We start from the raw sequence: 21,828 nt of genomic DNA on the forward strand, positions 1-21,828 counted from the left end.
CGATATCTAAACCGATTGTAGTAATCTTCATAGGTGGACCCGTCCTCTTTCTGATGAGTTTTAGCGACTACATCGTGGCCCATTGCGAGGCCGATTTAAAGTGGATGGGTCCATTCCATTATCCATGACAAACAAAACCAAAGGTATTGCTGAAAAATTAAGCTTACCGGAGGGATCTTGAACCTTGGCTGAACCGCTATCTTACTGCTCGTTTCGCATTTCTTGACATTGAAAGCCCTGTTTACGGGCATCAAAACCGCATTTTAAACCACATTCCCAAGGCACATCATCGTAGAAGGAAGATTGCTCTTTGGCATAGTCTCGGCAGGCTTCGTAGCTGTCGAAATTATCCATTTTCTTATACTTCCCAGAATCATAACCATGGGTATAAATAAAAGATGACCAGGTTTCGGGGCGTGTATCTTTCTCTCCCGAGGAGATAAACCAAATAGCGCTGGCAAAACAAGTGAACAGGATTAACACAAACACAGGTACAACGGGGAATTTCATTTTTCATTCGTGGTCATAAAATAGTGTGCGAAGGATAATACTTTTTGGCGTAATATGCGCGTTAAATGATCACAAATTAATAACTTTATCCCTTATGGGGTATTGGATACAAAAAGATACGAGTTCCCCTGACATTATCTAAAATATTTACTAATCTATACAAAAGCTTACGTTTATGATGCTGTATTGAATTTTGTTTTACATTAAGCTGAAGTTCAGGTTAGATTTTGTACGGTATATGGCAGAAACAATTAGGCCTAGGAGGCAAATATGAAAGTTCAGTTCTTATTACTCGCCAGCGTGTTGAGTTGCAGTGCTGTATGGGCCGCAGACGAGGCGAAAACCGACCCAGTGACAGAAGATGGGGTGGTTAAGATTGTTTGGCAAAATCCAAAGGATTTCCGTGATATTAAATCATCGGGTGAAATTCAGTCCCGTTATGAAAAGCGTTTATTCGATACCTTAACCACCAATATCAATAAAGAAGCGACAAAGGTTTTAAAACCGAATCAAAAATTAGAGATGACGGTGACCGATGTCGACTTAGCCGGTGATATGCGCCCAACCTTTGGTGCTACAGCCGATGATTTACGGGTGATCAAAGAGATTTACCCACCGCGCATGACCTTTAGTTATCAAGTGCTTGAGAATGACAAAGTCATCATCACCGGGGACGAAAAGCTTTCAGACATGGGCTTTATGACGGGCATTCAACCTATCACTGACAAGCCATTTATGTATGAGACTGAAATGCTTCGCGATTGGTTAAAGAAAACCATCGCACCTAAACTCTAGGCGCATCTGTCACTACTCTCGCCTAAGCGCTTAGGGCTTGGGTTATATTGAGTTCTTCTAACAGGCAAAATCCGTTACTCGCGGATTTTGCCTGTTTTTTTGCCTTGGCACTTAAGGTCGATAGGCTATGTTCATTACAGTTATAGGTATGGGCGGGAGTAAGCACGCCGACACAGAGACTGATTAACTTGTGATAACAGGCTTGTCCTTGCCTATCATCGGCAAGCATTTCTTGGGCTTGCCAGTGCTCTGCACTATAAAAGAGCGACTTATTGGCCTCAAAATCCGTCAAAATGCGTTGGCAGCGGTCGATGAGTTGCTCACAGGTGCTGATCACCACAAAATCATCGCCACCGACATGGCCGATAAAACAGTTGTCCGTCTTGTATTTCACTAACAGATTGGCGACCTCGCAGATCACCTCATCGCCACGGCAAAAGCCGTAAATATCGTTATAGGGCTTGAACTGACAGAGGTCAAAATAGGCCAAGTAGAATGGCTTTTGTTGGTTTCTGAGGCGTTTGAGCTCTTCCTGGATTGGCACATTACCGGGTAAATCGGTTAACGGATTGGCATGCCTTGCCATCTTTATCCTGTGCTCGGTGATCCGCTGTAGCAAATCTTTAGTGTGACCGATGCCGAGCAATTTGCCCCGACGCAGAATGATAAATTGCTGGGCGACGGTATTGGCGCTCTCCGAGGTCAGTAATTGACTCACAATCGACAGGGGTTCGTTGGCTTCAATCTGCAACACTTGCGGGTCCATCACTTCACTGACGGCGTGGTTTTCATGCAGGGCTCGACCATAGGGCGTGCTAAAAAGCTCCAGCAAAGTCGCTCTACTAATAATCCCCAGCGGCAGTTGATCTTGCACCACAACCACGGCTTGTAAGGTGGGTTGAGAGCTAAAAGTGTCGCTTAAGTGCTTAAGCTTAAGTGTTGGTACCACAGTAATGGCGCTGGTACAGAGGCTTTCGGCGGATTCGCTGTATCTGGGCTGAACTTGGGTATTATTCGGCACTAAAGTCGCTTTCATTGCGCGGCTTGGCTGCGCCTCGGGGCGTCCGAGCAAATACCCCTGACAATAGACTATGCCTAGCTGTTTGAGTACGGCGAGTTCCTCTTGGGTTTCAATCCCTTCGGCAATCACTTTGCAGGTGAGGCTCTGGCACAGTTCGACAATCGAGCGCACAAATTCTTGTTTAACCGGGGTCGAATCGATTTGGTGGATAAAGTGGCGATCGATTTTCACATAGTCGGGTGATAACTCTGACCAAAGCCGTAAACCCGAATAGCCTGCACCCAAGTCATCGATAGCGGTCATAAAGCCTTGGCTGCGATAGTGATTCAGGCAAGATTTCAGTAAGTCGATATCGTCGGCGGGATATTGCTCCGATAACTCAATCACCACCTGCGAAGGTGAAATCCCAAGCAGCTGTAGCAGTTGCAGCGTCATGCCCTTGGGATGGCTGGGATCGAGTAGGGCCTTAGGGGAAATATTGATAAACAAACGGCCTTGGAACTGGCGTAGTTTAAATTGCTCCAGCGAAATGCGGCGGCATAAGGTCTCGAGCTCGCTCAATTTGCCCTGATGTTCCGCGGTTTTAAACAGCGGAATGGGCGAGTATAGCGGGCTGTGCTCAGGCCCACGGCTAAGCGCTTCAAATCCGTGGATCTTGTGTTCCAAGATATTGAATATGGGCTGAAAAAGCGGGCTGATAGCCCCCTTTGCAATTATCTTATCAAGCTCTTTTGCCAGATCTAAACTCGTCATTACTTCAGTCCCCACGACAATGTTTGCGGAGTCTATGACTTAGAAATGACAAAATGATGACAATTTTGTTTGCTGAAAATCCGTACGGTGTAAATGAGAGCAAACGCTGAAATTGATGATATTTCAGCGTTTATTGAATTAGCTCTGCTTTTTAAAGGCGTGCAAGGTTTTGAGTAGGGTGGCCAGTTGGCGCACTAAGGTTTCTAGTGCGGCGGGATCTAGGCTGCTCTGTTGTTGCAGCTTAGTGAGGTCATCCACCAATTCTTGCACATAGGGCAAAAAGCGGTTGCTCGACACCATAAAGCCTTGTTCGGCTGTGAAAATACTAGTGAATTTCCCATGGCCCGCTTTTTTCAACTCATCTAACTTAGTGTCAGCGTCTATGGCTTGGCGATAGGCGATTTGAAGGTTTTCTTTCAGTTGCTCTATAACCTTAGTGTGTGGCATAACAGCGTCTCATTGCAAAATTTGCAGGAATTATAAGGGGCAAAGGATATGGCAACAAGTCGGTGGCGACTATTACTGGCGCTGTGCGGCGTCGCAATGTTTACTTGTGGGCCGAGTTGGGCGGCGCAGACGGATAAACCGCCGTTTTATCAGGTGCAATGGCAGGGGAAATCCGCTTACCTTTTGGGTTCAATCCATATTGGCCGTGCCGATTTTTATCCTATGCCTGCGCAAGTGGAGGCGGCATTTACCAAGTCCAAGGGATTGGTGGTTGAAATCGATACTAATAAAATCGACAGCCGCGCCCTATTGCAAAAGTATGGTATGGCGACTCACGCACAGGGGCTCGATTGGCAGAGCCGAGACAAACAAACGGTAGAGGTGATGCGCCACTATTGTGAAGACAAGGCAAGCCTATGTCAGTCGATTCAAGCCTTTGCACCTTGGTTGCAGGCATCTCAACTTAATCTATTGCGTTACAATAGCTTAGGATTTAGCACCGACTATGGTGTCGATATGCAGTTGCTTGGCCGTGCGGGTAAGCCTGTGTATCAGTTAGAGACGGCAGAGTCGCAGTTCCAATTGCTGGCCTCCTTCGATAGCCAAGCACAGTGGTCTATGGTGCGCGAAGCCATTAATGCCTCAGATGCCGAACTACTCTCACTGGTTGAGGCGTGGCGCTCCGGTGATGAAACTGCGCTAGATGCCTTGATGCAGGAGCAGCTCGGCGGTGAGGGCGATACCCTGATGCTGGATAAAATTCTTTGGCAGCGTAATAAGGTCATGGCCGATGGCATTATGAGATTGATGACCGCAGAAGCCGCCAGCGAGCCATTATTTGTGGTAGTAGGCGCCGGCCATGTGGTGGGTGATAAAAGCGTAGTTCAGCTACTTAAACAGAAGGGCGCCAACGTAATTGCCTGTTGGCGTGAGCAATGTGACTGATATCGCTGCGTGACGGATGATTGGGGTTGGCACTCTGGTGTTGAAAGCACTGGGGTTTAACGCACTAGGGTTGAACATATTTAGTGCGCAGAGCGAGTGTCTAATCAACGGCTTTTAAACAATAAGGACGCCTTGGCGTCCTTATTGTTTAACGAGCTTATGCGGATGTGTCGGTTGCGGCGTTTTGCCCTAGAAAATGCACATAACGGCCGAGCGAAATATAGGGCTCACGTTGGGAATATTCGAGCTCCATCGTCAGCAGCTTTTGATAGTCAAAATCCGCAGGCTGGTGTTTTTTCAAATAATCGTGAATGACTCGCACGCCAGATTCGCGTAGCAGGGTCATGTGCCATTCGGCAAACCATTGTTTAACATCATGAATATAAAGCGGGTGCGTGGGCGTGAGGCGCACCTTCTTCTTCACCTTAAGATCGGCGGCAACATAGTCGAAATTACCCGACACTAACGCATGAAAGCGCATCGCCTCTTTATTGTAAAACATCAGCGAAAACAGCCCATTGGGCTTAAGCATGGTCAGCAAGCCTTCCATGGTGGTTTTCGCATCGGCCAGCCATTCGACCACGGCATGGCAGAGGATAACATCGAACTTGCCATGTTCGGCGACTGAGAGGTCCTGAATCGGTGCATGAACCAAACGGATTGCCAATGGCGTGTCGCTGGCATCGATTTGTGCTTTCGCTTGGGCGAGCATTTCGGCGGAAATATCGCACAGCACTACTTCATGACCCAGACGTGCCAGCCTTTGGCTGAAATAGCCAAAGCCGCCGCCCGCATCTAAAATTCGCAGTTTTTTATCGCCAAATACTGCCAACGCCGGAGCGAGATCGCGCCATAAGACGGCGGCACGGATTTCACCTTTAGGGGTGCCATAAATGTTCTTCGCGAACTTTTGCGCGAGTTTATCGAAATTCTTATCTTGCACGGGTTAACTAAGTTAAAGACTGGGGGCGATAGTGTGGCACAGGCGTAATATTTTCGCACTCCTAGTGTGGGAATCGTAAACTCATCCTAGTATGGTTTTTTGTAATGTTTTGATTTTTCTTGGAATAAAAATCACAGTAAAGTTGGGGATACCCAGAACTCAATCCTCTGGGGTATAATCACGCCGTTTTCGATAAACCTGACTCTAATATACCCAAGCGACCTGAAGATATGAGTTTCAGAGCGTCTAGGGGGCTTCAATTCAAGGCGCATCAATGAAAGAATGTGAACACCTTGTGAATTGATGCAACACCGAAGTGGAGTGCCCTAGGCGCTCCGTCTCGGCGGGTTTTAACGTTCTTTATGCTGTGTTGGTTATTTTTAACTTAGTCCACTAGGTCCGCAAATAACCGCAATCGCCATGGAAGGCGTGAATGCCATTTATGCAGGAGCAAAAAATGGCCTTGCCTAAAGAGCGTTACATTCCCGCTGAATCCTCATCTTCAGGTTGTTTGGGTATAATTGTCCATTCGGTGAGTCAGCATCAGCCCTTTTTAGACACAGTTTTGCCTGCTTTACACTCGTGAGTTTTTTGATTTTCAGATGTTCTGCATCTGGACGGGGTATTTCTGGTTATTCGTGCGTAGGGATAGTTAATTAAAAGGTACTCAGACTTGAATAATGCATATTGTGTTGAATTGAACGCGATGCCCTCGCTGTTTTCTCTTTATCGCAAGATTTTCTTTGGCCGTAAACCCGGTTGGGATCAACAGCCGCTGCCTTATATCAAGGTGTCGGCGCCCAATGTGCAAGTGTCCGAGGCCAAAGTCAGCCAATATGCCCAAGTGTGTGGCTTTAATTTCGACGGTAAATTATTACCGCCAACCTATTTGTATGTGATGGCATTTCGCCTGCACGCGGTGATTTTTACCCACGATGGTATTACCTTCCCGCTGCTGGGGATGATCCATTTAAAGAACCGTATTCAAGTCTATCGTCCGACGACAGTCGATGAAGTGTTCTCTCTCGAATGCGCGTTAACTACCAGCCGTGAAACCGATTCAGGTTTAGAGTTTGAGTTTGTCTCTAAGGCCTTTGTGGGCGAAGAGCTGGTTTGGGAATCGCTGTCGACTTACCTCTATCGTATCGAGACCGCGGGTCGTCGCGTTCGTCCTCCTAAGGCGCTCGAGATGGCTTGGGATTCACCCCAATCATGGGAATTGAGTGAAGATTTAGGCCGCCGTTATGCCAAAGCATCGGGTGACTATAACCTGATCCACCTACATCCCGTGCTGTCCAAACGTTTCGGTTTTGACCGTGTGCTGGCCCACGGTATGTGGTCCAAGGCGCGCTGCTTAGCGGAATTAATGCCAGAGATTGGTGAGCGCCCCTTTGTGGTCGATGTGGCCTTTAAGCTGCCGTTACTGATGCCCGCAGAAGTGGGATTTGGTTACGAAAAATCACAAGACAAGTGGGTGTTTGAGCTGCGTGACAGTAAAGGTCGCAGGCCACATCTCAGTGGTGAAGTGCAGCTTTAAGGATGAAGAGTAACGGCGCCTAAGGCGCCGTTTTTGTTGGTGTTGTTTGCAGTGCTAAGGCACGCTGTGTCCGGTCGATGCTTGCCAGATACTAAACCATTGCTGCCTGTCTAGGGTGAGTGACTGTGCGGCCACCGCCGTTTTTATCCTCGCGATATTGCCACTGCCGATAATCGGCACGGGCCGACTCGGTAACATCCGCACCCAGGCATAAATCACTTGGCTGATATCTTGGGCGCCAATCTCATCGGCGATGGTCGCTAAGGTTTGTTGCAGGCGAATAGCCTGTGGATGGCTATTATCAAAGATCTTACCGCCGCCCAAACACGACCAAGCCATAGGCCGAATACGCCGCTCTTGGCATAAATCGAGAGTACCATCGTGCAAACTCGCCATTGTTAGCGGTGAGATTTCGATTTGATTGGTGACTAAGGGCTCAGCTAATCTCGACTGCAATAATGAAAATTGCGCGTTGGTGAAGTTAGATACCCCAAAGTGTTGCACTTTGCCCGCCTGTTTTAAGTCAGCAAAGGCTTCGGCCACTTGATCGGCGTCCATTAAAGGATCGGGTCTGTGGAGCAGCAGCAGATCTAAATAATCGGTTTTCAGCTGCTTTAGTGATTGCTCCACACTGGCAATAATATGTGCCGTGGAGGTGTCGTAGTGGTTTACGTAGCGCTCTGGGCGACAATTGAAGGCGGGCTTAATGCCGCATTTGCTGACCAATTGCATCTGCTGCCTTAAGGCGGGTTTTAGCGCTAACGCCTCGCCGAACAGGGTTTCGCACTGGTATTGGCCATAAATATCGGCGTGATCCATAGTGGTCACACCTAGGTCTAAATATTGTTCTATCAGGTTAAGCCGCTCGGTGGGTGACATTTGCCAACTGTGCATTCGCCAAAAGCCGGCAACAAACTCTGAAAAACTAAAAGGGGATCCGCTCATGTTGTTTCTCTTTTGGGAATCTGAATTTTGTAGGGGAAAGGACCCGAGTCGATTTATTTGATGCAGATTAAGGAATCGCTCATTAACCCTTTCGATGGCTATATATCTTAAAGCTAATCACCTAATATCCGCCATATTCAATCAGCCGTTGCTGATACTTACCGATTTTGCATACCTATGTTGTATTTCTTGCTCGCATGCCGAGCGGGGATACCAAAATACCCAAGGGAGAGATGACCCATGCTAACCGATATGGATATTTCGCGCCGTGCGCACCTAAAAGATATCGCAGCGCTTGGCGCCGAGTTTGGGTTATTGCCCGATGAGATGCAGCTCTTTGGCAAGACTAAAGCCAAGGTCGATTTACGTGTGCAGCAGCGCTTAGCAGAGCAGCAACAGGGCAAACTGATCATAGTCACCGCCGTGACACCAACGCCCCACGGCGAAGGCAAAACCGTCACCACCATTGGCTTAACCCAATCCCTTAAAGCGCTCGGGAACAAGGTGTGCGCCTGTATTCGCCAGCCCAGTATGGGCCCGGTATTTGGGGTGAAAGGTGGCGCCGCTGGTGGTGGTTACGCCCAAGTGGTGCCCATGCAGGAGCTGAATCTGCATTTAACGGGTGATATTCATGCCGTCAGCAGTGCCCATAATCTTGGCGCGGCGGCGATAGCCTCTCAGCTATATCATGAAACACGTTTAGGTAAGGCCGAATTTGAGCTGCAGTCCGGGCAGAATTACCTAGATATCGCGCCTAATGGCATCCGTTGGCACAGGGTGGTCGATCACAACGATCGCTGTTTACGTGAAATAGAGGTTGGGCTAGGTGAAAATAATGGCCCCACTTACACCTCTGGCTTTGATATTACCGCCGCCTCTGAGTTAATGGCGATTCTGGCACTCAGCCGAAATCTGGCGGATATGCGCGCGCGTATTGGCAAGCTTGTGCTGGCAGTAAATCGTCAAGGTGCGGCTATTAGCGCGGAAGACCTTGGGGTTGCCGGTGCGATGACGGCGATCATGGCGGATGCGATAAAACCTACCTTGATGCAGACTTTAAACGGTGCGCCTTGTCTTATCCACGCAGGGCCATTTGCGAATATTGCCCATGGTAACTCGTCGGTGATTGCCGATGAAATCGCCTTAAAATTGGCCGATTTTGTGGTGACAGAAGGCGGTTTTGGCTCCGATATGGGGTTTGAGAAATTTTGTAATATCAAGGCGCGCCAGTCTGGATTAACCCCGAGCGCCGCGGTGTTAGTAACTACCTTAAAGGCACTTAAGGCCAATAGTGGCTTATCGTCGGATGCGGATATCAATGCACCCGACCAAGCCCGTCTCGAGGCGGGATTTGCCAATTTAAACTGGCATATCAACAATGTGGCGCGTTACGGTATTCCCGTTGTGGTGGCTATTAATCGCTTTGCAAGTGATACGGATGCCGAGCTTAACTGGTTGATTGAAGCCGTTGCGGGCACTGCCGCTTTTGGCTGCGAGCTTAGCGAGGCTTTCAGCCAAGGTGAGGCGGGGGCATTGGCCTTAGCGCAAACCGTCATGCGCGCCTGTGAGCAGCCAAGCGAGTTTACCCTGCTATATCCCGATGAGATGGCGCTTGAGGCGAAATTATCGACCTTGGCTGAAGTCGGCTATGGCGCTGCTGGGGTGAGTTTATCCGAGGCGGCTAAGCTGCAATTACAAGAACTCAGTGCCCTTGGCTACGCCGATTTACCTGTCTGCATGGCAAAAACACCCTTGTCCATTAGCCATGACCCTCAACTTAAAGGCGTACCGCAGGGTTTTATCGTGCCTGTGCGCGAGTTAGTGTTAAATGCAGGGGCCGGATTTATTACCGCGCTGGTGGGGAATGTGATGACTATGCCAGGGCTTGGATTAGTTCCTGGCTATTTAAAGATTGATATCGGCGCCGATGGCGAAATTACTGGCTTAGGTTGATAGATTAACTGTTTGAATATCATGAAAAAGGCGCAATCTAGGATCGCGCCTTTTGTTTACTGCTCACGTTGGCGAAGCGTTATTTACTGGTTTGGTAAATATGTACATCGCGCTGCGGGAAAGGAATGCTGATGCCCTCGGCATCGAAGCGCATTTTCACTTCGCGGGTAATATCCCAATACACATCCCAATAATCTTCGGGTTTAGCCCAAGGACGGACGATAAAGTCGACCGAGGATTCCCCTAAAACGTGCAGCTTAATGAGCGGTGCAGGGATTTTTTGCACCTTAGGATGGGCTTCCACAATCGACTTAAGCACGGCTTCGGCGTGCTCAATATTGTCGCCATAGCCAATGCCGAAGGTCATATCGACGCGGCGTTGGTGCTCGGCGGTAATATTGTTAATGGTATCACCCCAAATCTTGTTGTTTGGAATAATAAGCCTTTGGTTATCTAACGTTTTAATTGTGGTGGAGACTAGGCTCATATGGCTTACGCGTCCCGTTACGCCAGCCGCGCTAATCAAGTCACCCACATCGTAGGGGCGATAGATCAAAATCATCATGCCAGAGGCAAAGTTCGAGAGTGAATCCTGCAGGGCGAAACCTATGATCACACCGGCGATACCAAAGCCTGCCAATAACGGACCTAACTCAATGCCAAGCTGGGAGAGGGCAATCAGTACACCGATAGTGAAAACAGCTTTGCCCGAGAGCGAGGTAAAGAAGTCTTGCAGTAACTTACTGAAATTTAACTTAGAGTTACTGACGGTATTGCTCACAATCTTCTTCGCCAGTTTGCCCGCAAGGCTTGCGACAAACAGGATCATACAGAAGATAAATAGCTTAAAGACTAAAGTTGGACCATGGTTGATGGACTGTTCTTTGGCCGTATGCAGCCATTGTTCGACTAGGCTTGAGGCCACATCGATACTCAAGACATCCTGAGTGATATCGCCTGAGATACTGAACAGGGTCTTTTTCAGCGAGGCGGTGTTTTGCTCGAGCGCATCGAGTAAGTCGATATCTATGCTAAGGCTCTGGCTATTGAGCGCCAATCTGTCCTTTAGCTGCATGACGCGACTGGTTTGCGCGGCGGTCACATCCTTACCGGCATTAGTGGCGGCGTTGACTGCATTTTGTAACTGTTGCTGGGTAAAAGTGACAAAGCTATCGAAGTTATCGGCGCGACTTAAGAGAATTTGGGTCAGCTCTGCTTTCTGCGCTGCGACATCTTCGCCCATTTGGCCGAGCCAGTTTAAGGTTTCGAGTCGTTGTTTGTAGTTGTTGTCCTTATCGAGCTCACGTTTAGAGATTTCGAGTAAGGTCGACTCGTCATCCGCCGAGCCGAGCTTATGGGACAACTTGGTCACGATATCATTGAAGTAGTCGTTGATTTTAAGATTAAATGTCAGCTGCTCTTGCACCAATGCCAACATAAAGGCTTTATCGTAGTTCTCATCTTCTAACAGCACTTTAATCTTATTACGTAACTGCAATGTCTTGTTTTGAATGCGATATTCAACAATGGTGCGCAACTCACCTTGGGATTGGGATAAGCGCGCAATATCTTCTTTAATGGCTGCTTGTAATGTTGTGAGCTCAACTTGAGCTTCATTAGGGATTGGCGCGGTTTGCGTGGCGGCGACCGGTTCTGCATCCGTCGCGAAAACCTCGGTACTCAATAGCAGGGGAAAGCTTAGGGCAAGTATTAATATGAGTGAGCGGCGCATAGGCGTTATCTTCAATAAAAATAGGTAGCTACATCATAGAAGGTGCGTTTAACACTGTAAAATCGCAACAGCATAAATTGTTGCTAGAGTACGAAAGTTGTGCGCTGTTTGGCTGCTTTAGACTATCGTTCGAGGTTTTGAAACTAGGGTACTAATTAGTTCGACTTAATGGGATGAGGATCTGATAAACTTAGCGCCCCATGTCGAGGAACCTACTCTAAATGCTGTGCTCCCATTGCCATCAGTCGATCAAAATTGCCCAAATCACCCAACAGCGCGGAAAGGGCTTTCACGCTCAAGTGCAATGTCCCCATTGTTCTGCGTGGCTAGGACACAATCCTAAACTGTTGAAGTTAAAATTATTTGGCTTTTATGCGAGTGTGCTGACAGGCTTATACAGTTATTTCGATGCCTCGACGCGGCATTTTTTGATCCCAGTGATGATCTTCTGTGTGATGTTACTGCTGGTGAGCCATTTTATGGATCAACTACAAACGATTGAGGCGCCAGAGAAGCAAGACGATAGCGATCAACGGCAAAAGTATCGCTAGAGGTGAGGGCGTTAGATTAACCGAGTCGAGCCGCGCAGGGGTTATCGCACAGGCTCAACTTGGTTTAGGCTAGGGCTGAGTTATTGGATAACCTGCTCTTGGCTCTCGAGTGAGTGTTCTACGTAATAAATCCCGCCCAAAATTACTGCGCCGAAAATCACTATCCCTAAGATTAATCCTAAGTTTTCACGAAAGAATGCTAGCATTTTGGTTGCCTTTTGCTGGATTGAATAGAATGACATATTAGCCAGTATTACACTGGGCACATCATAGTTTTACTGACTTAAGCTAATCTTAAATAACTCTTTTTGCCAACTTGAGCCGGTTTTTTGTTGTGCGTTTTTCATCCTAAAGTTGCAATGGTAAATATCTTGTAACGCATTGGGCGCCTATTACCTTATTGCAACTTGCTAGTGGCCTGACTTAAACTTGTGCCACTTTTTTACTATGGGGACGACTGAGTGAGACTGCACAGTCACATAAGACGCACAATTTCGATATGGCTTGCCGCCGTATTGGTGTTGCTGTCTTTTGTTGCCTCAGCCCATAGTGTGACCCACCTTGATGATGGGGCAAAGACGCACTGTACCCTGTGCTTCCATCAACATCAGCTGAATAAAATTCTGCTCAGCCAACCGCTTAAGCTCGATTTAGCGGTACAGCGGTTCGATGTCTGTGAATTTGTCTTACCCGTTAGCTTCTCCAAACACGTCAGTGTTTACCTAAGCCGCGCGCCACCTGCTCTCCGCTAAATCAACTTTTACATTTTAACTTATTGTATTTCTTGATGACTTGGATGAGTCATCGAGCGCTAGTTGTATTTTGGAGATATCATGACTGTTTTTAACAACCGAATTTCTTTGGTGGCTTTGGCGTGCGCATTTGCTTCACCGACGTTATTTGCCGCTGACTCAAGTTTAACCAATCCGGCTATCAGCGCAGTGCTGAATGGCTATTATCAAACGGCTGAGCGTCCATTGGCTGAAACCGCCGAAGGATTTGGTTTAGGTGAAACTGAGCTGGCGATGAGCGCCAACATTGACGACATGTTCTACGGCAAAGTCACTGCCGTCGTTGAGATGCACGACGGTGAAACTGAGCTTAATCTCGAAGAAGCCTTTATCCAAACCATGGCGATGCCAGCGGGGTTCTCAATCCGTGGCGGACGTTTCTTATCGGATATCGGTTATTTAAATAACCAGCATTTACACACGGATTCATTCACCGACCGTCCTATTGCTTACCGCGCTTTTTTTGGTGGCCATTACTTTGACGACGGTGTGCGCTTAAACTTTGTGGCGCCAACGGATCTGTATTGGACCTTAGGCGCCGAAGCCTTCAAGGGCGACAGCATGCGCGCCGCCGATGAACACGGCGAACGTGAGTTTAAAAATGTGGGCGTATACACCTTTTACACCAAAATCGGTGGTGACATAGGTGATAACAGTTCATGGCAGGCGGGCTTAAGTTACCTACGTAACGAAAATGGCCAAGTCACAGCCCATGAAGAGGGCGATGAGCACGAAGACGAAACCGCCGAGGAAGGCCATGACCACAGCCATGCGGCATCTTACACTGGTAAAAACACCTATGGTGCTGATTTTGTGTATAAATGGGCGCCAAATGGCAACTATAAATACCAAAACCTGACCCTGAGCGGCGAGTATTACCGTGTGACTGACTTTGTGCCGAGTGACCTTCATCCCGAAGATGCACCGAGCAAGGATTATCACCAAGGTTGGTATCTGAGCAGCGTATATCAATTCACGCCTAGCTGGTCTGCGGGTGTGCGTTACGGTGAGGTGGATACCCAAGAGCTTCATGGCGATCATTTCCATGGACAGAAGTTAAAGGAATCTGAGGTGAGTCTGGCGTGGCATTCGAGCCATTTCTCGACGGTACGTTTCCAGTACACCAATCAGAAGGGGACTAACTTCGATGGAATCGAAGACGACAATGTTTTCACTATTCAATACATTATGTCTCTGGGGGCTCACGGTGCGCATCAATTCTAATTTTGTTAAAGCAGCCGCAGCGGCCCTGTCTTTCGCCTGTTCAGGCTTTGCCCATGCAGAGCTGAATGTGTTTGCCTGTGAACCCGAATATGCCGCATTGGCAAAAGAGTTGGCTCCAAACGCCAGCATTTATTCGGCAACCACGGCCTTACAGGATCCGCATCAAGTGCAGGCGCGTCCGAGTTTGATCGCCAAAATGCGCCAAGCGGATCTAGTGGTCTGTGCGGGCGCCGATTTAGAAATCGGTTGGCTGCCAATGCTGCAAATGAAGTCGGCTAACGCTAAGGTTCGCTCTACCGATCAGGGGCTGTTTTTCGCCGCCGATCAAATCGATACCTTAGATAAGTTAGCGAGTGTGGACCGCAGCATGGGGGATGTGCATGCTCAGGGAAATCCGCATATCCACTTCGATCCGACGCGTTTGCTAAGCGTCGCGAATGCGCTCAGCGCTAAGATGAGCCAACTCGACCCGAGTGAGGCGGCGAATTACCAAAAGGCCTTAGCGGACTTTAGCACTCGTTGGCAGGCGGCGATCCCCAGCTGGGAAGAGCAGGCCAAAGCGTTAAAAGGCAAAAAGGTCATCGCCTATCACACCAGTTTTAGATATCTATTCAACTGGTTGGGGATTGAACAAGCTGCTGATCTTGAGCCTAAACCCGGTTTGGCACCGACTAGCGGTCATTTAGCGAGTTTGCTGAGCCGCGCCGAGCAGGGCGATATTCTGGCGGTAGTTGTGGCGTCCTATCAGGATGAGCGTGGTGCTAAGTGGTTGGGTGAAAAGGCTAATCTACCAGTGCTTATGTTGCCAATGTCGGTTGGTGGCAACGATGCGAGTCAAGATCTCTTTAGCCTCTACGACAGCGCGATTGCCCTCTTAAACGGGGTGAAATAAGCCTATGTTGGATCTGGAACTGATGTCGATCCTGCTGCCAGCACTGGCGGCGGGGATCTTAGTGCTCTCAACGCATATTGTACTTGGCAAACAAGTTCTTAAGCGTGGGATCATCTTTATCGATTTAGCCATTGCTCAAGTCGCCGCTTTGGGGGCGATTGTGGCGCACATGGACCATAGGTTAGAAGAGATGCCATTTTCTAATGTGTGGATGCCGGCCTTATTCGCCCTTGCGGGGGCGGGTTTTATCGCTTGGTTATCTAAGCGGATGGCGGGTGAGCTAGAGGCGATGATAGGGTGCTTTTACGTGTTGTCGGCGGTGGCGGCCATGCTATTGTTGGCGAACGATCCCCACGGGGCTGAGCTGTTAAAGCAATTGATGTCGGGCCAGATCCTTTGGGTGAGTTGGTCGCAATTAGTGTTGCCGACCGTGGTTTATTCTGCTGTGTTAGCGGTGATATTTCTGCGGCCACAGATCTTAAACGGTGCGGGATTTTATCTGCTATTTGCACTGGTGATCACCTTGTCGGTAGAGCTGGTTGGGGTCTATCTAGTGTTTAGCACGCTTATTTTGCCTGCACTTGCGCTCAACAAGTACCAAGGTAAGAACGGACTATTTTACGCTTATCTGGTTGGCCTTATGGGGTATTTGCTGGGGCTGGTGCTCTCGGCAACGTTAGACTTACCGAGCGGCGCGGCAATTGTCGCGACTTTGGCCCTTAGTGCCTTGGTTTTCCGTTTAGGCTTAAGTAAAACCGCGGCAGTGCGCCAGGTCGCAAACTAGGTTTTTCGCTTAGCCGTTTAAGCTTAGATATTGATTTAAAAGCCCATCGTCGTGCATGATTGCGCGAGTACCGATGGGCTTTTGTTTGGATTGTTAGCAACTCAGCTTACAGATGTAAACATTATATTGAGTCCCTAGGGCTGGGTGGCTATACTGTCGCCACTTTCATCCTTGGAGTATGTCGTGCTGTTACTCGTCAGATCTGTGTTGTTGGCTGTGTCATTGTTACTCGCGTTTATTTTTGGTGGATTGGTCTGCTTGTTGCGGCCTCGTCACCGTGACAATGTACATATGTTCGCCAAGATCTTCTCATCCGTCGCCCCTATTCTAGGGCTTAAAGTCATAGTGCGTCGGCATAAAGAAATTCAGGATGGCCCTTATATCTTCTTAGGGAACCATCAAAATAACTTCGATCTGTTCACTCATACTAAAGCCGTGCCGAAAAGCACCGTCAGCTTAGGCAAAAAGAGCTTAGTGTGGATCCCGCTATTCGGGCAGATCTACTGGTTATCGGGCAATATTCTTATCGATAGAAAAAATCGCAACAGTGCCTTCGATACCATGGCTAAAACCGCCGAAAAGATTAAACAGAACCGTTTATCTGTGTGGATTTTCCCTGAGGGTACCCGCTCACGTGGCCGTGGTTTGCTCCCCTTTAAGGCTGGCGCATTCCATACGGCGATTGCCGCTGGGGTGCCGATAGTGCCAGTGCTTGCCTCTTGTCAGAGCCATATTAATTTAAACCGTTGGGATAACGGGGTGGTGATCATTGAGATGATGGCGCCTATCCCGACCGAAGGATTAGACAAAGCCGATGTGAAGGCCTTTTCTGCTCAAGTGTATGAGACTATGTCAGCCAAATTTAACGAGATAAATCGTGAAGCGGCAACATTAATGGGTAAAACTCTCGAAGGCGATGACGTATAATAGCGCCAATTTGAGCCAGTTTTACCTTAACGGAGACAAATCCATGTCTATTGAAAGTCAATTAAAAGCCCAACTTGCCGAGAATCGTGACATAGTGCAAGCCCTGCTTGACGATGGCTCAGAGCCAGATGCGGAATACACCATTGAGCACCATTTCTCATCTAGCAACTTCGACCGCTTAGAAAAAGCCGCCGTTGATGCATTCAAACTCGGTTTTGAAGTCAACGACGCCGAAGAAATGGAGCTGGAAGATGGCTCAGTGATTTTCTGTTTTGATGCTATTGCTTACCACAAGCTGGAAGTGGCTTTACTGGACAAAGCGACCGAGCAGTTACTGCAACTCGCGGCTAAACAGAAAGTGGATTACGACGGTTGGGGCACTTACTTTGTTGGCGATGAAATCGACGATGAAGAAGGTGACGACGAAGAAGATGACGGTTTCCCGCACTAATTCGCGACCATTGAGATTTCAGTAACAAAAAGCCCATCATCGATGGGCTTTTTGGTTTTAGTAACCACTAGTTTGTTCGGTGTGCAGGACGCTACAGTTACGTCCCTTCTGTTTGGCTTCGTATAAGGCTTTGTCCGAGCAAGAAATCCAGCCAGAGCTGCTAGTGATATGTTTGCCAATTTCACACACGCCTAGGCTTACTGTGACTTTTATCTTCAGCCCTTCGTACACTATGGTGGAGTCGGCAATTCTTTCCCGCAAACGCTCGGTAAAGTTGAGGGCATCCGCGCCACAAGTATTGGGCATGACCACTGCGAACTCCTCACCACCATAGCGGCCGACACAATCGGTCTCCCGTAATGAATGGCTCAAGATATGGGCGATATGCTGAATCACCTTATCACCCGCCACATGGCCGTAGGTATCGTTGATTTTTTTGAAATGGTCTATGTCTATCATGACCAAGCTCGACATCCCCGAATAACGGGCGTGGAGGTCAAACTCGTGCTCTAAACATTGTTGCCAATGGCGACGATTATGGAGCTGTGTCAGGCCATCGGTCTGGCTGAGGCGTTCTAACTGCTCGTTGGCGGCCTTGAGCTGTAGCTTGTTAACGGCGATGTCGGTGACATCATAAATAATCACGCTGATATGGGTGATTTTTCCGGTTAATGAGGCCAGAGGCAACAGTGTCACGTTCTGGTACATAAAATCGGCCCGTCCGGTAATGGGGCGGTAGTTTTTAAACTGAAACACGTAGGGTCTTTGTTCCCAGCTGATAAAGGCTCGATTTTTCAGCATAAAAACCGATTCCATCTTTTGCTTTAACCAAGTCGCTGGCAGCTCAGGAAAACGGGTGAACAGGTTTTGCCCTTTAATCGAATTAGGGGATACGCCGCTATGGTTTTCCATAAAGCCGTTCCACAGTTGGATATTATAATCGCGATCTAATACCACTAGACCCACTTCGATGGTTTGCACCATATCGATAAGCCAATGGAGTTCGTTCATTGCGCTTTGATCGTTTGACATAAGGTAAAATCCAACTGATTAATCGAGTAAATAACCGAGCTTATAACTGAGCGTCGGAATAGAGTCTTCGGTAAATAGCAGTAACAAATCGCATTGAACATTATGGTTTTCAATACGATAGTTAATCTCCATTGCTAAGGTTCTATGCCATTTTTCCGAGTTATCATGGATAAGATCGTTCACCGTACAGTGGCGGCCTAGCACTACAGGGTGAGCCTGGCTGAACTTCATGTCGAGCTGCTCTGAGATCCCGTTTAGGAAGGCGCCAATCAATACGTTGCCTGTGTCGATCAAGACTTCAATCTCAGTGCTAATGTCCTCTGGATTGGCTAGCCCCATGAGTTTTGCCATGTCTTGAAAGCTCGAATCGTGGAATAGCAGCAAGGCTTCACCCGCCACGCCCGCACCAATAAATCCTTGGCAGAGGGCTGATACTGTTGAGCTTTCTTCCGTCGCTTTGAGCGCCATCGTCAGCTCACTGACTTCGAGCACGTTCACGTTTGGAATAGGTAAGAGGACAAAAACATCGAGAAGTTTGGCTAACAGATCGGCGGCGCGCCCCATGGCGACGTTGGCGATCTCTTGGCAGGCGTCACGCATATCGACTTTGATCATCGGCGTTTCTTCCGCCTGATCTTTCTGCGTTAAGGTGAGGATGCCGTATTCCTGCAGAATATTACTGATGGCGTCGGCACTGACGGGCTTTTGAATAAAATCCAATGCCCCTAAGGCTTTAACTCTTTCATGGGCTTTGATCTGAATATCACCCGAGACCACAATAATCAGCGCGGGAAGATCGTTTTGCTGCACGGTTTGCAGCACTTCGTAACCATCCATGACTGGCATATTAAGGTCGAGGAAGACAACTTCGCCTTTACCTGCGCGAATGGCATCTAAACCTTCGGCGCCATTGGTAGCGTAGGTGATCTCGACATCCCATTCTTTCGGTAGGGTGCGAGCCATTTGTTTGCGCGCCATGGCGGAGTCGTCACAGATGAGTACAGAGATTGTCATGCTGACTACTGATCCTTAATTGCCCATTTATTGAAGATAACACTAATTCTAAATCTTTGAATGACGAATTAAGCTCTTCGGGCAAGTTTGATTTATAACATCTATATGTAACCTATAGATTTTATTTGTTAATTCAATTTATTTATCTCTCGAGCGCGAGGCGCTGGCAGTAAAAAGCCTTGGAGAATTAAATCAAATTTCGCGAATTTGTCGTAAGCAGGGCATCGATTTTTGCGAATAGCTCGATGCTCAATCCTGCAATAGGCTGTTTCCCCACGGGACCCATCTCGACACGATTTTGCAAATTTGTGGGTAAGCCGCGCCGTTGGTGATGCAACCGATGTTCAGAGCAGATGACTCGTTAAAACGACAAGTTGCACCCATGGTTGAACATAAGGGGTTAATACTTTTGAGGTTCTCATGCTTCAGCGCAAGCCTAGCATACTCACCTATTAAAACTTAATGACAGTCGACAGTATTTTGACGGATGTCAAAATTTAGGCTTATGTTACATCCTTTGGTGAATTATTCCAAACGTGTTAACATTCGTTCTGGCCTGACCAGTAACGGAATATTTCATGAGTGAGCCTTGTGTGCAAGTAACGATTGAGAATGGCATTGCATATGTCCAGCTCAATCGACCAGAAAAATATAATGCAATTAATTATTTAATGTTTAGCGAGTTGGATAGAGCGATCAAACGTATTAAATCAAATTCGCAGATTCGACTGGTTATTTTATCTGGAGCAGGAGGCCATTTTAGCTCGGGGCTGGACGTAAAGAGCGTGATGTCGGCACCGATGCAAGCATTCAAATTGCTGTTTAAATGGCTGCCTGGCAATGCCAACTTAGCGCAGAGAGTCTCCCTTGGGTGGCAAGGTTTACCCGTGCCCGTCATCGCGGTGTTAGAAGGCTGCTGCTATGGTGGTGGCATGCAAATCGCCTTAGGTGCTGATTTTAGAATAGCGAGCCCTGACAGCAAGTTATCTATTATGGAAGCCAAATGGGGGCTAGTGCCGGACATGGCAGGCTTAGTGGCGCTGAGGCAAATTATGCCTAAGGATCAGGCGATGTTGCTCAGCCTTACGGCCAAAGTGTTGTCGGGCGAAGAGGCGAGTCGCTTAGGGTTAGTGACTCAGCTAAGTGATCATCCGATGTTAAGCGCGCAGCAATTGGCTCAGGAGCTTCTCAATACCTCCCCCGATGCCGCAGCGGCGATCAAGTTGAGCATCAATCGTAGCTGGACGGCTTCGATTCGTGCACTTCTTTGCCGTGAGTCGTGGAGCCAAGTCAGACTGTTACTTGGTAAAAATCGCGCGATTGCAGCGACGCGTCAGCTAAAGGATCCCAACAAAGCCTATCAAGATCGCCAATCGGGTTGGTAGCAGCGTAACTCTATTTCGATAACGCCCCATAACGGATTACTTAAGCTTTAGAAAGGCTTGCACCTCAATTGGCGCCGCTCATACGGGCGGCGAATCCCCTTATGGCGCTCAAACAGTTCTGCCATGCACTCTCGTTATCCAGATTTAATGCTAATGTCGTTTGCCGATAATTCGGCGCCTCTAACGTCACGGCGAGGCTTTTGCGTTGCTCCGCCGTTTCTAACGATGCGGGGTGACCATCGGGCGATTGAATATCGAGTATTGGCATAGTGAGCTTGGCCAGTTTTTCGGCAAGGGCTTGGTTACGCGCCTCATCTTCGCTGTAGGGGTTGATGACAATCAATACATCGGGATCGGCAATTTTCTTTTGGCTTAATAGACTTATCAATAATCCCGCACTTTGATCGGCGGTGATCAGTACCCGTTTACCGGGAAAGTCGGTGCCTACGCTGTCGAGCTGTGACATGCTTTTGACTAAAAAGTCTTCCTGCTCAAGCAAATGCTTATTGCTCTGCTCGGGTTTCACTTTTTGGCTCGGTTTATTCGAAGGACTGCTTAACTGCGCCGCCCCTGCGGAGGTCACTTCGGTCGCCGGAGTGGCGAAGTTGGGCGCAGGCGGCTCTGCTGGCGGGGTAAGGCTTAAACTGGCCCAGCCAGCAGCATTGATATTACGTCTGACAAAAGCCATTAATCCGGGCGCATCGGCGGTGCCATTGGTGGCGGGTAAGATAATCGCGGCGCCGAGTTTTTTGCGGCCTTCCCATGAACGAACTAAGAGTTCGAGCGGTTGATCATCTATGGTGATCTGCTTGATTTCACTCGCGGGTAAATAACTGCTCGTTCTTTTCGCCGCAGCTTGCCCATTGGGCGCTTTGCTCGCTTGGTTCGTCTCGGCGTTTTGGGGAGTTGTTTCTGGCGCCTGCGGGCTGGATTCAGGTGCTTGAGTACTTGTTTCTGGCGCTTGAGTGCTGGGATCGGCGGCGAATAAGCTCGCACTGGTGAGAGCTAAGGCTAGGCTCAATACCGAGGGGATAATACGCGCCATAGAATTGATAACCACCTGTGTAGTCTCATAAATTCAATTAGCTAGAGTATAACCTGAAGCGGCGTAGCAGAAGCAATTTTTGCTTGAGCTCGTGACGGCGACCGCGCACAGCAGCGCTTAGACCCAGCCCACAGCCATACTTATCGTAAAG

22 protein-coding genes are annotated in these 21,828 nt (G+C 48.4%); 12 read left to right on the top strand and 10 right to left on the bottom strand.

Going from position 1 to position 21,828, the window contains the following annotated elements:
* Positions 1 to 201 precede the first annotated feature (201 nt).
* Positions 202 to 510, bottom strand: coding sequence for a hypothetical protein (locus CBX96_RS17310; protein WP_086902961.1), 309 nt, complete (start codon positions 508 to 510; stop codon positions 202 to 204).
* A gap of 270 nt (positions 511 to 780) precedes the next feature.
* Here CBX96_RS17310 and CBX96_RS17315 point away from each other — a divergent pair, with 270 nt between their 5' ends.
* A complete protein-coding gene (locus CBX96_RS17315) occupies positions 781 to 1,305 on the top strand; it encodes a DUF3016 domain-containing protein (RefSeq protein ID WP_109287535.1) in 525 nt (174 codons plus the stop codon).
* A gap of 22 nt (positions 1,306 to 1,327) precedes the next feature.
* Here the strand turns inward: CBX96_RS17315 and CBX96_RS17320 are convergent, their stop codons facing one another.
* Together CBX96_RS17320 and CBX96_RS17325 are read right to left on the bottom strand one after the other, a co-directional pair.
* On the bottom strand, positions 1,328 to 3,079 hold the full coding sequence (locus CBX96_RS17320) for a GGDEF domain-containing protein (RefSeq protein ID WP_109287536.1): 1,752 nt from the start codon (positions 3,077 to 3,079) through the stop codon (positions 1,328 to 1,330).
* A 138-nt stretch (positions 3,080 to 3,217) separates the two neighbouring features.
* On the bottom strand, positions 3,218 to 3,526 hold the full coding sequence (locus CBX96_RS17325) for a prephenate dehydrogenase (RefSeq protein ID WP_086902958.1): 309 nt from the start codon (positions 3,524 to 3,526) through the stop codon (positions 3,218 to 3,220).
* A 48-nt stretch (positions 3,527 to 3,574) separates the two neighbouring features.
* Between CBX96_RS17325 and CBX96_RS17330 the strand changes: the two genes are divergently transcribed.
* Positions 3,575 to 4,471, top strand: coding sequence for a TraB/GumN family protein (locus CBX96_RS17330; protein WP_109287537.1), 897 nt, complete (start codon positions 3,575 to 3,577; stop codon positions 4,469 to 4,471).
* A gap of 157 nt (positions 4,472 to 4,628) precedes the next feature.
* On the opposite strand, the gene CBX96_RS17335 is transcribed toward CBX96_RS17330, so the two are convergent.
* Positions 4,629 to 5,414: a methyltransferase domain-containing protein gene (locus CBX96_RS17335; RefSeq protein ID WP_109287538.1), complete on the bottom strand. Its 786-nt coding sequence runs from the start codon at positions 5,412 to 5,414 to the stop codon at positions 4,629 to 4,631.
* Positions 5,415 to 6,120: 706 nt separating this feature from the next.
* Between CBX96_RS17335 and CBX96_RS17340 the strand changes: the two genes are divergently transcribed.
* Entirely contained in the window at positions 6,121 to 6,951 is an 831-nt protein-coding gene (locus CBX96_RS17340; RefSeq protein ID WP_109287539.1) for a MaoC/PaaZ C-terminal domain-containing protein, read from the top strand.
* Between the two features lie 54 nt (positions 6,952 to 7,005).
* Here CBX96_RS17340 and CBX96_RS17345 read toward each other — a convergent pair whose 3' ends face one another.
* Positions 7,006 to 7,896, bottom strand: a complete 891-nt coding sequence (locus CBX96_RS17345; protein ID WP_109287540.1) for an aldo/keto reductase family oxidoreductase — start codon at positions 7,894 to 7,896, stop codon at positions 7,006 to 7,008.
* A 240-nt stretch (positions 7,897 to 8,136) separates the two neighbouring features.
* Between CBX96_RS17345 and CBX96_RS17350 the strand changes: the two genes are divergently transcribed.
* Positions 8,137 to 9,849 (top strand): formate--tetrahydrofolate ligase, encoded by a 1,713-nt coding sequence (locus CBX96_RS17350; protein WP_109287541.1) that lies wholly within the window; start codon positions 8,137 to 8,139, stop codon positions 9,847 to 9,849.
* Between the two features lie 79 nt (positions 9,850 to 9,928).
* Here the strand turns inward: CBX96_RS17350 and CBX96_RS17355 are convergent, their stop codons facing one another.
* Entirely contained in the window at positions 9,929 to 11,581 is a 1,653-nt protein-coding gene (locus tag CBX96_RS17355; protein WP_109287542.1) for a mechanosensitive ion channel family protein, read from the bottom strand.
* A 221-nt stretch (positions 11,582 to 11,802) separates the two neighbouring features.
* Between CBX96_RS17355 and CBX96_RS17360 the strand changes: the two genes are divergently transcribed.
* Positions 11,803 to 12,132, top strand: coding sequence for a hypothetical protein (locus CBX96_RS17360; RefSeq protein ID WP_011621365.1), 330 nt, complete (start codon positions 11,803 to 11,805; stop codon positions 12,130 to 12,132).
* Between the two features lie 80 nt (positions 12,133 to 12,212).
* Here the strand turns inward: CBX96_RS17360 and CBX96_RS21705 are convergent, their stop codons facing one another.
* Positions 12,213 to 12,338 carry a hypothetical protein gene (locus CBX96_RS21705; RefSeq protein WP_011621366.1) on the bottom strand — a complete coding sequence of 42 codons (126 nt, stop codon included), beginning with the start codon at positions 12,336 to 12,338 and terminating at the stop codon, positions 12,213 to 12,215.
* 255 nt (positions 12,339 to 12,593) lie between these two features.
* Here CBX96_RS21705 and CBX96_RS17370 point away from each other — a divergent pair, with 255 nt between their 5' ends.
* The 6 genes from CBX96_RS17370 to rraB all read left to right on the top strand — a co-directional run bounded on the left by CBX96_RS17370 (position 12,594) and on the right by rraB (position 17,201).
* The gene (locus tag CBX96_RS17370; protein WP_109287543.1) at positions 12,594 to 12,884 is read left to right on the top strand and encodes an ABC-type zinc uptake system zinc chaperone; all 291 of its coding nucleotides are present in this window, start codon (positions 12,594 to 12,596) and stop codon (positions 12,882 to 12,884) included.
* Between the two features lie 81 nt (positions 12,885 to 12,965).
* Positions 12,966 to 14,147: a hypothetical protein gene (locus CBX96_RS17375; RefSeq protein ID WP_109287544.1), complete on the top strand. Its 1,182-nt coding sequence runs from the start codon at positions 12,966 to 12,968 to the stop codon at positions 14,145 to 14,147.
* Complete coding sequence (locus CBX96_RS17380) at positions 14,131 to 15,039, top strand: metal ABC transporter solute-binding protein, Zn/Mn family (RefSeq protein ID WP_109287545.1); 909 nt, start codon at positions 14,131 to 14,133, stop codon at positions 15,037 to 15,039. Before CBX96_RS17375 ends, CBX96_RS17380 begins: the two co-directional genes overlap by 17 nt.
* A 4-nt stretch (positions 15,040 to 15,043) precedes the next feature.
* Entirely contained in the window at positions 15,044 to 15,823 is a 780-nt protein-coding gene (locus CBX96_RS17385; protein WP_109287546.1) for a metal ABC transporter permease, read from the top strand.
* Positions 15,824 to 16,006: 183 nt separating this feature from the next.
* On the top strand, positions 16,007 to 16,750 hold the full coding sequence (locus tag CBX96_RS17390) for a 1-acylglycerol-3-phosphate O-acyltransferase (protein ID WP_041412535.1): 744 nt from the start codon (positions 16,007 to 16,009) through the stop codon (positions 16,748 to 16,750).
* 43 nt (positions 16,751 to 16,793) lie between these two features.
* Positions 16,794 to 17,201, top strand: a complete 408-nt coding sequence (rraB, locus tag CBX96_RS17395; RefSeq protein WP_011627275.1) for a ribonuclease E inhibitor RraB — start codon at positions 16,794 to 16,796, stop codon at positions 17,199 to 17,201.
* Positions 17,202 to 17,258: 57 nt separating this feature from the next.
* Here the strand turns inward: rraB and CBX96_RS17400 are convergent, their stop codons facing one another.
* Together CBX96_RS17400 and CBX96_RS17405 are read right to left on the bottom strand one after the other, a co-directional pair.
* Positions 17,259 to 18,233 (bottom strand): sensor domain-containing diguanylate cyclase, encoded by a 975-nt coding sequence (locus CBX96_RS17400; RefSeq protein ID WP_109287547.1) that lies wholly within the window; start codon positions 18,231 to 18,233, stop codon positions 17,259 to 17,261.
* Positions 18,234 to 18,251: 18 nt separating this feature from the next.
* Positions 18,252 to 19,247 carry a response regulator gene (locus tag CBX96_RS17405; RefSeq protein WP_011621374.1) on the bottom strand — a complete coding sequence of 332 codons (996 nt, stop codon included), beginning with the start codon at positions 19,245 to 19,247 and terminating at the stop codon, positions 18,252 to 18,254.
* A 578-nt stretch (positions 19,248 to 19,825) separates the two neighbouring features.
* On the opposite strand from CBX96_RS17405, the gene CBX96_RS17410 reads away from it, so the two are divergent.
* Positions 19,826 to 20,632: a crotonase/enoyl-CoA hydratase family protein gene (locus tag CBX96_RS17410; RefSeq protein WP_109287548.1), complete on the top strand. Its 807-nt coding sequence runs from the start codon at positions 19,826 to 19,828 to the stop codon at positions 20,630 to 20,632.
* A 64-nt stretch (positions 20,633 to 20,696) separates the two neighbouring features.
* On the opposite strand, the gene CBX96_RS17415 is transcribed toward CBX96_RS17410, so the two are convergent.
* Positions 20,697 to 21,677, bottom strand: a complete 981-nt coding sequence (locus CBX96_RS17415) for a DUF3530 family protein (protein ID WP_109287549.1) — start codon at positions 21,675 to 21,677, stop codon at positions 20,697 to 20,699.
* Between the last annotated feature and the right edge of the window lie 151 nt (positions 21,678 to 21,828).

This window comes from Shewanella sp. BC20, assembly GCF_003129585.1.
GTDB classification, from domain to species: domain Bacteria; phylum Pseudomonadota; class Gammaproteobacteria; order Enterobacterales; family Shewanellaceae; genus Shewanella; species Shewanella seohaensis.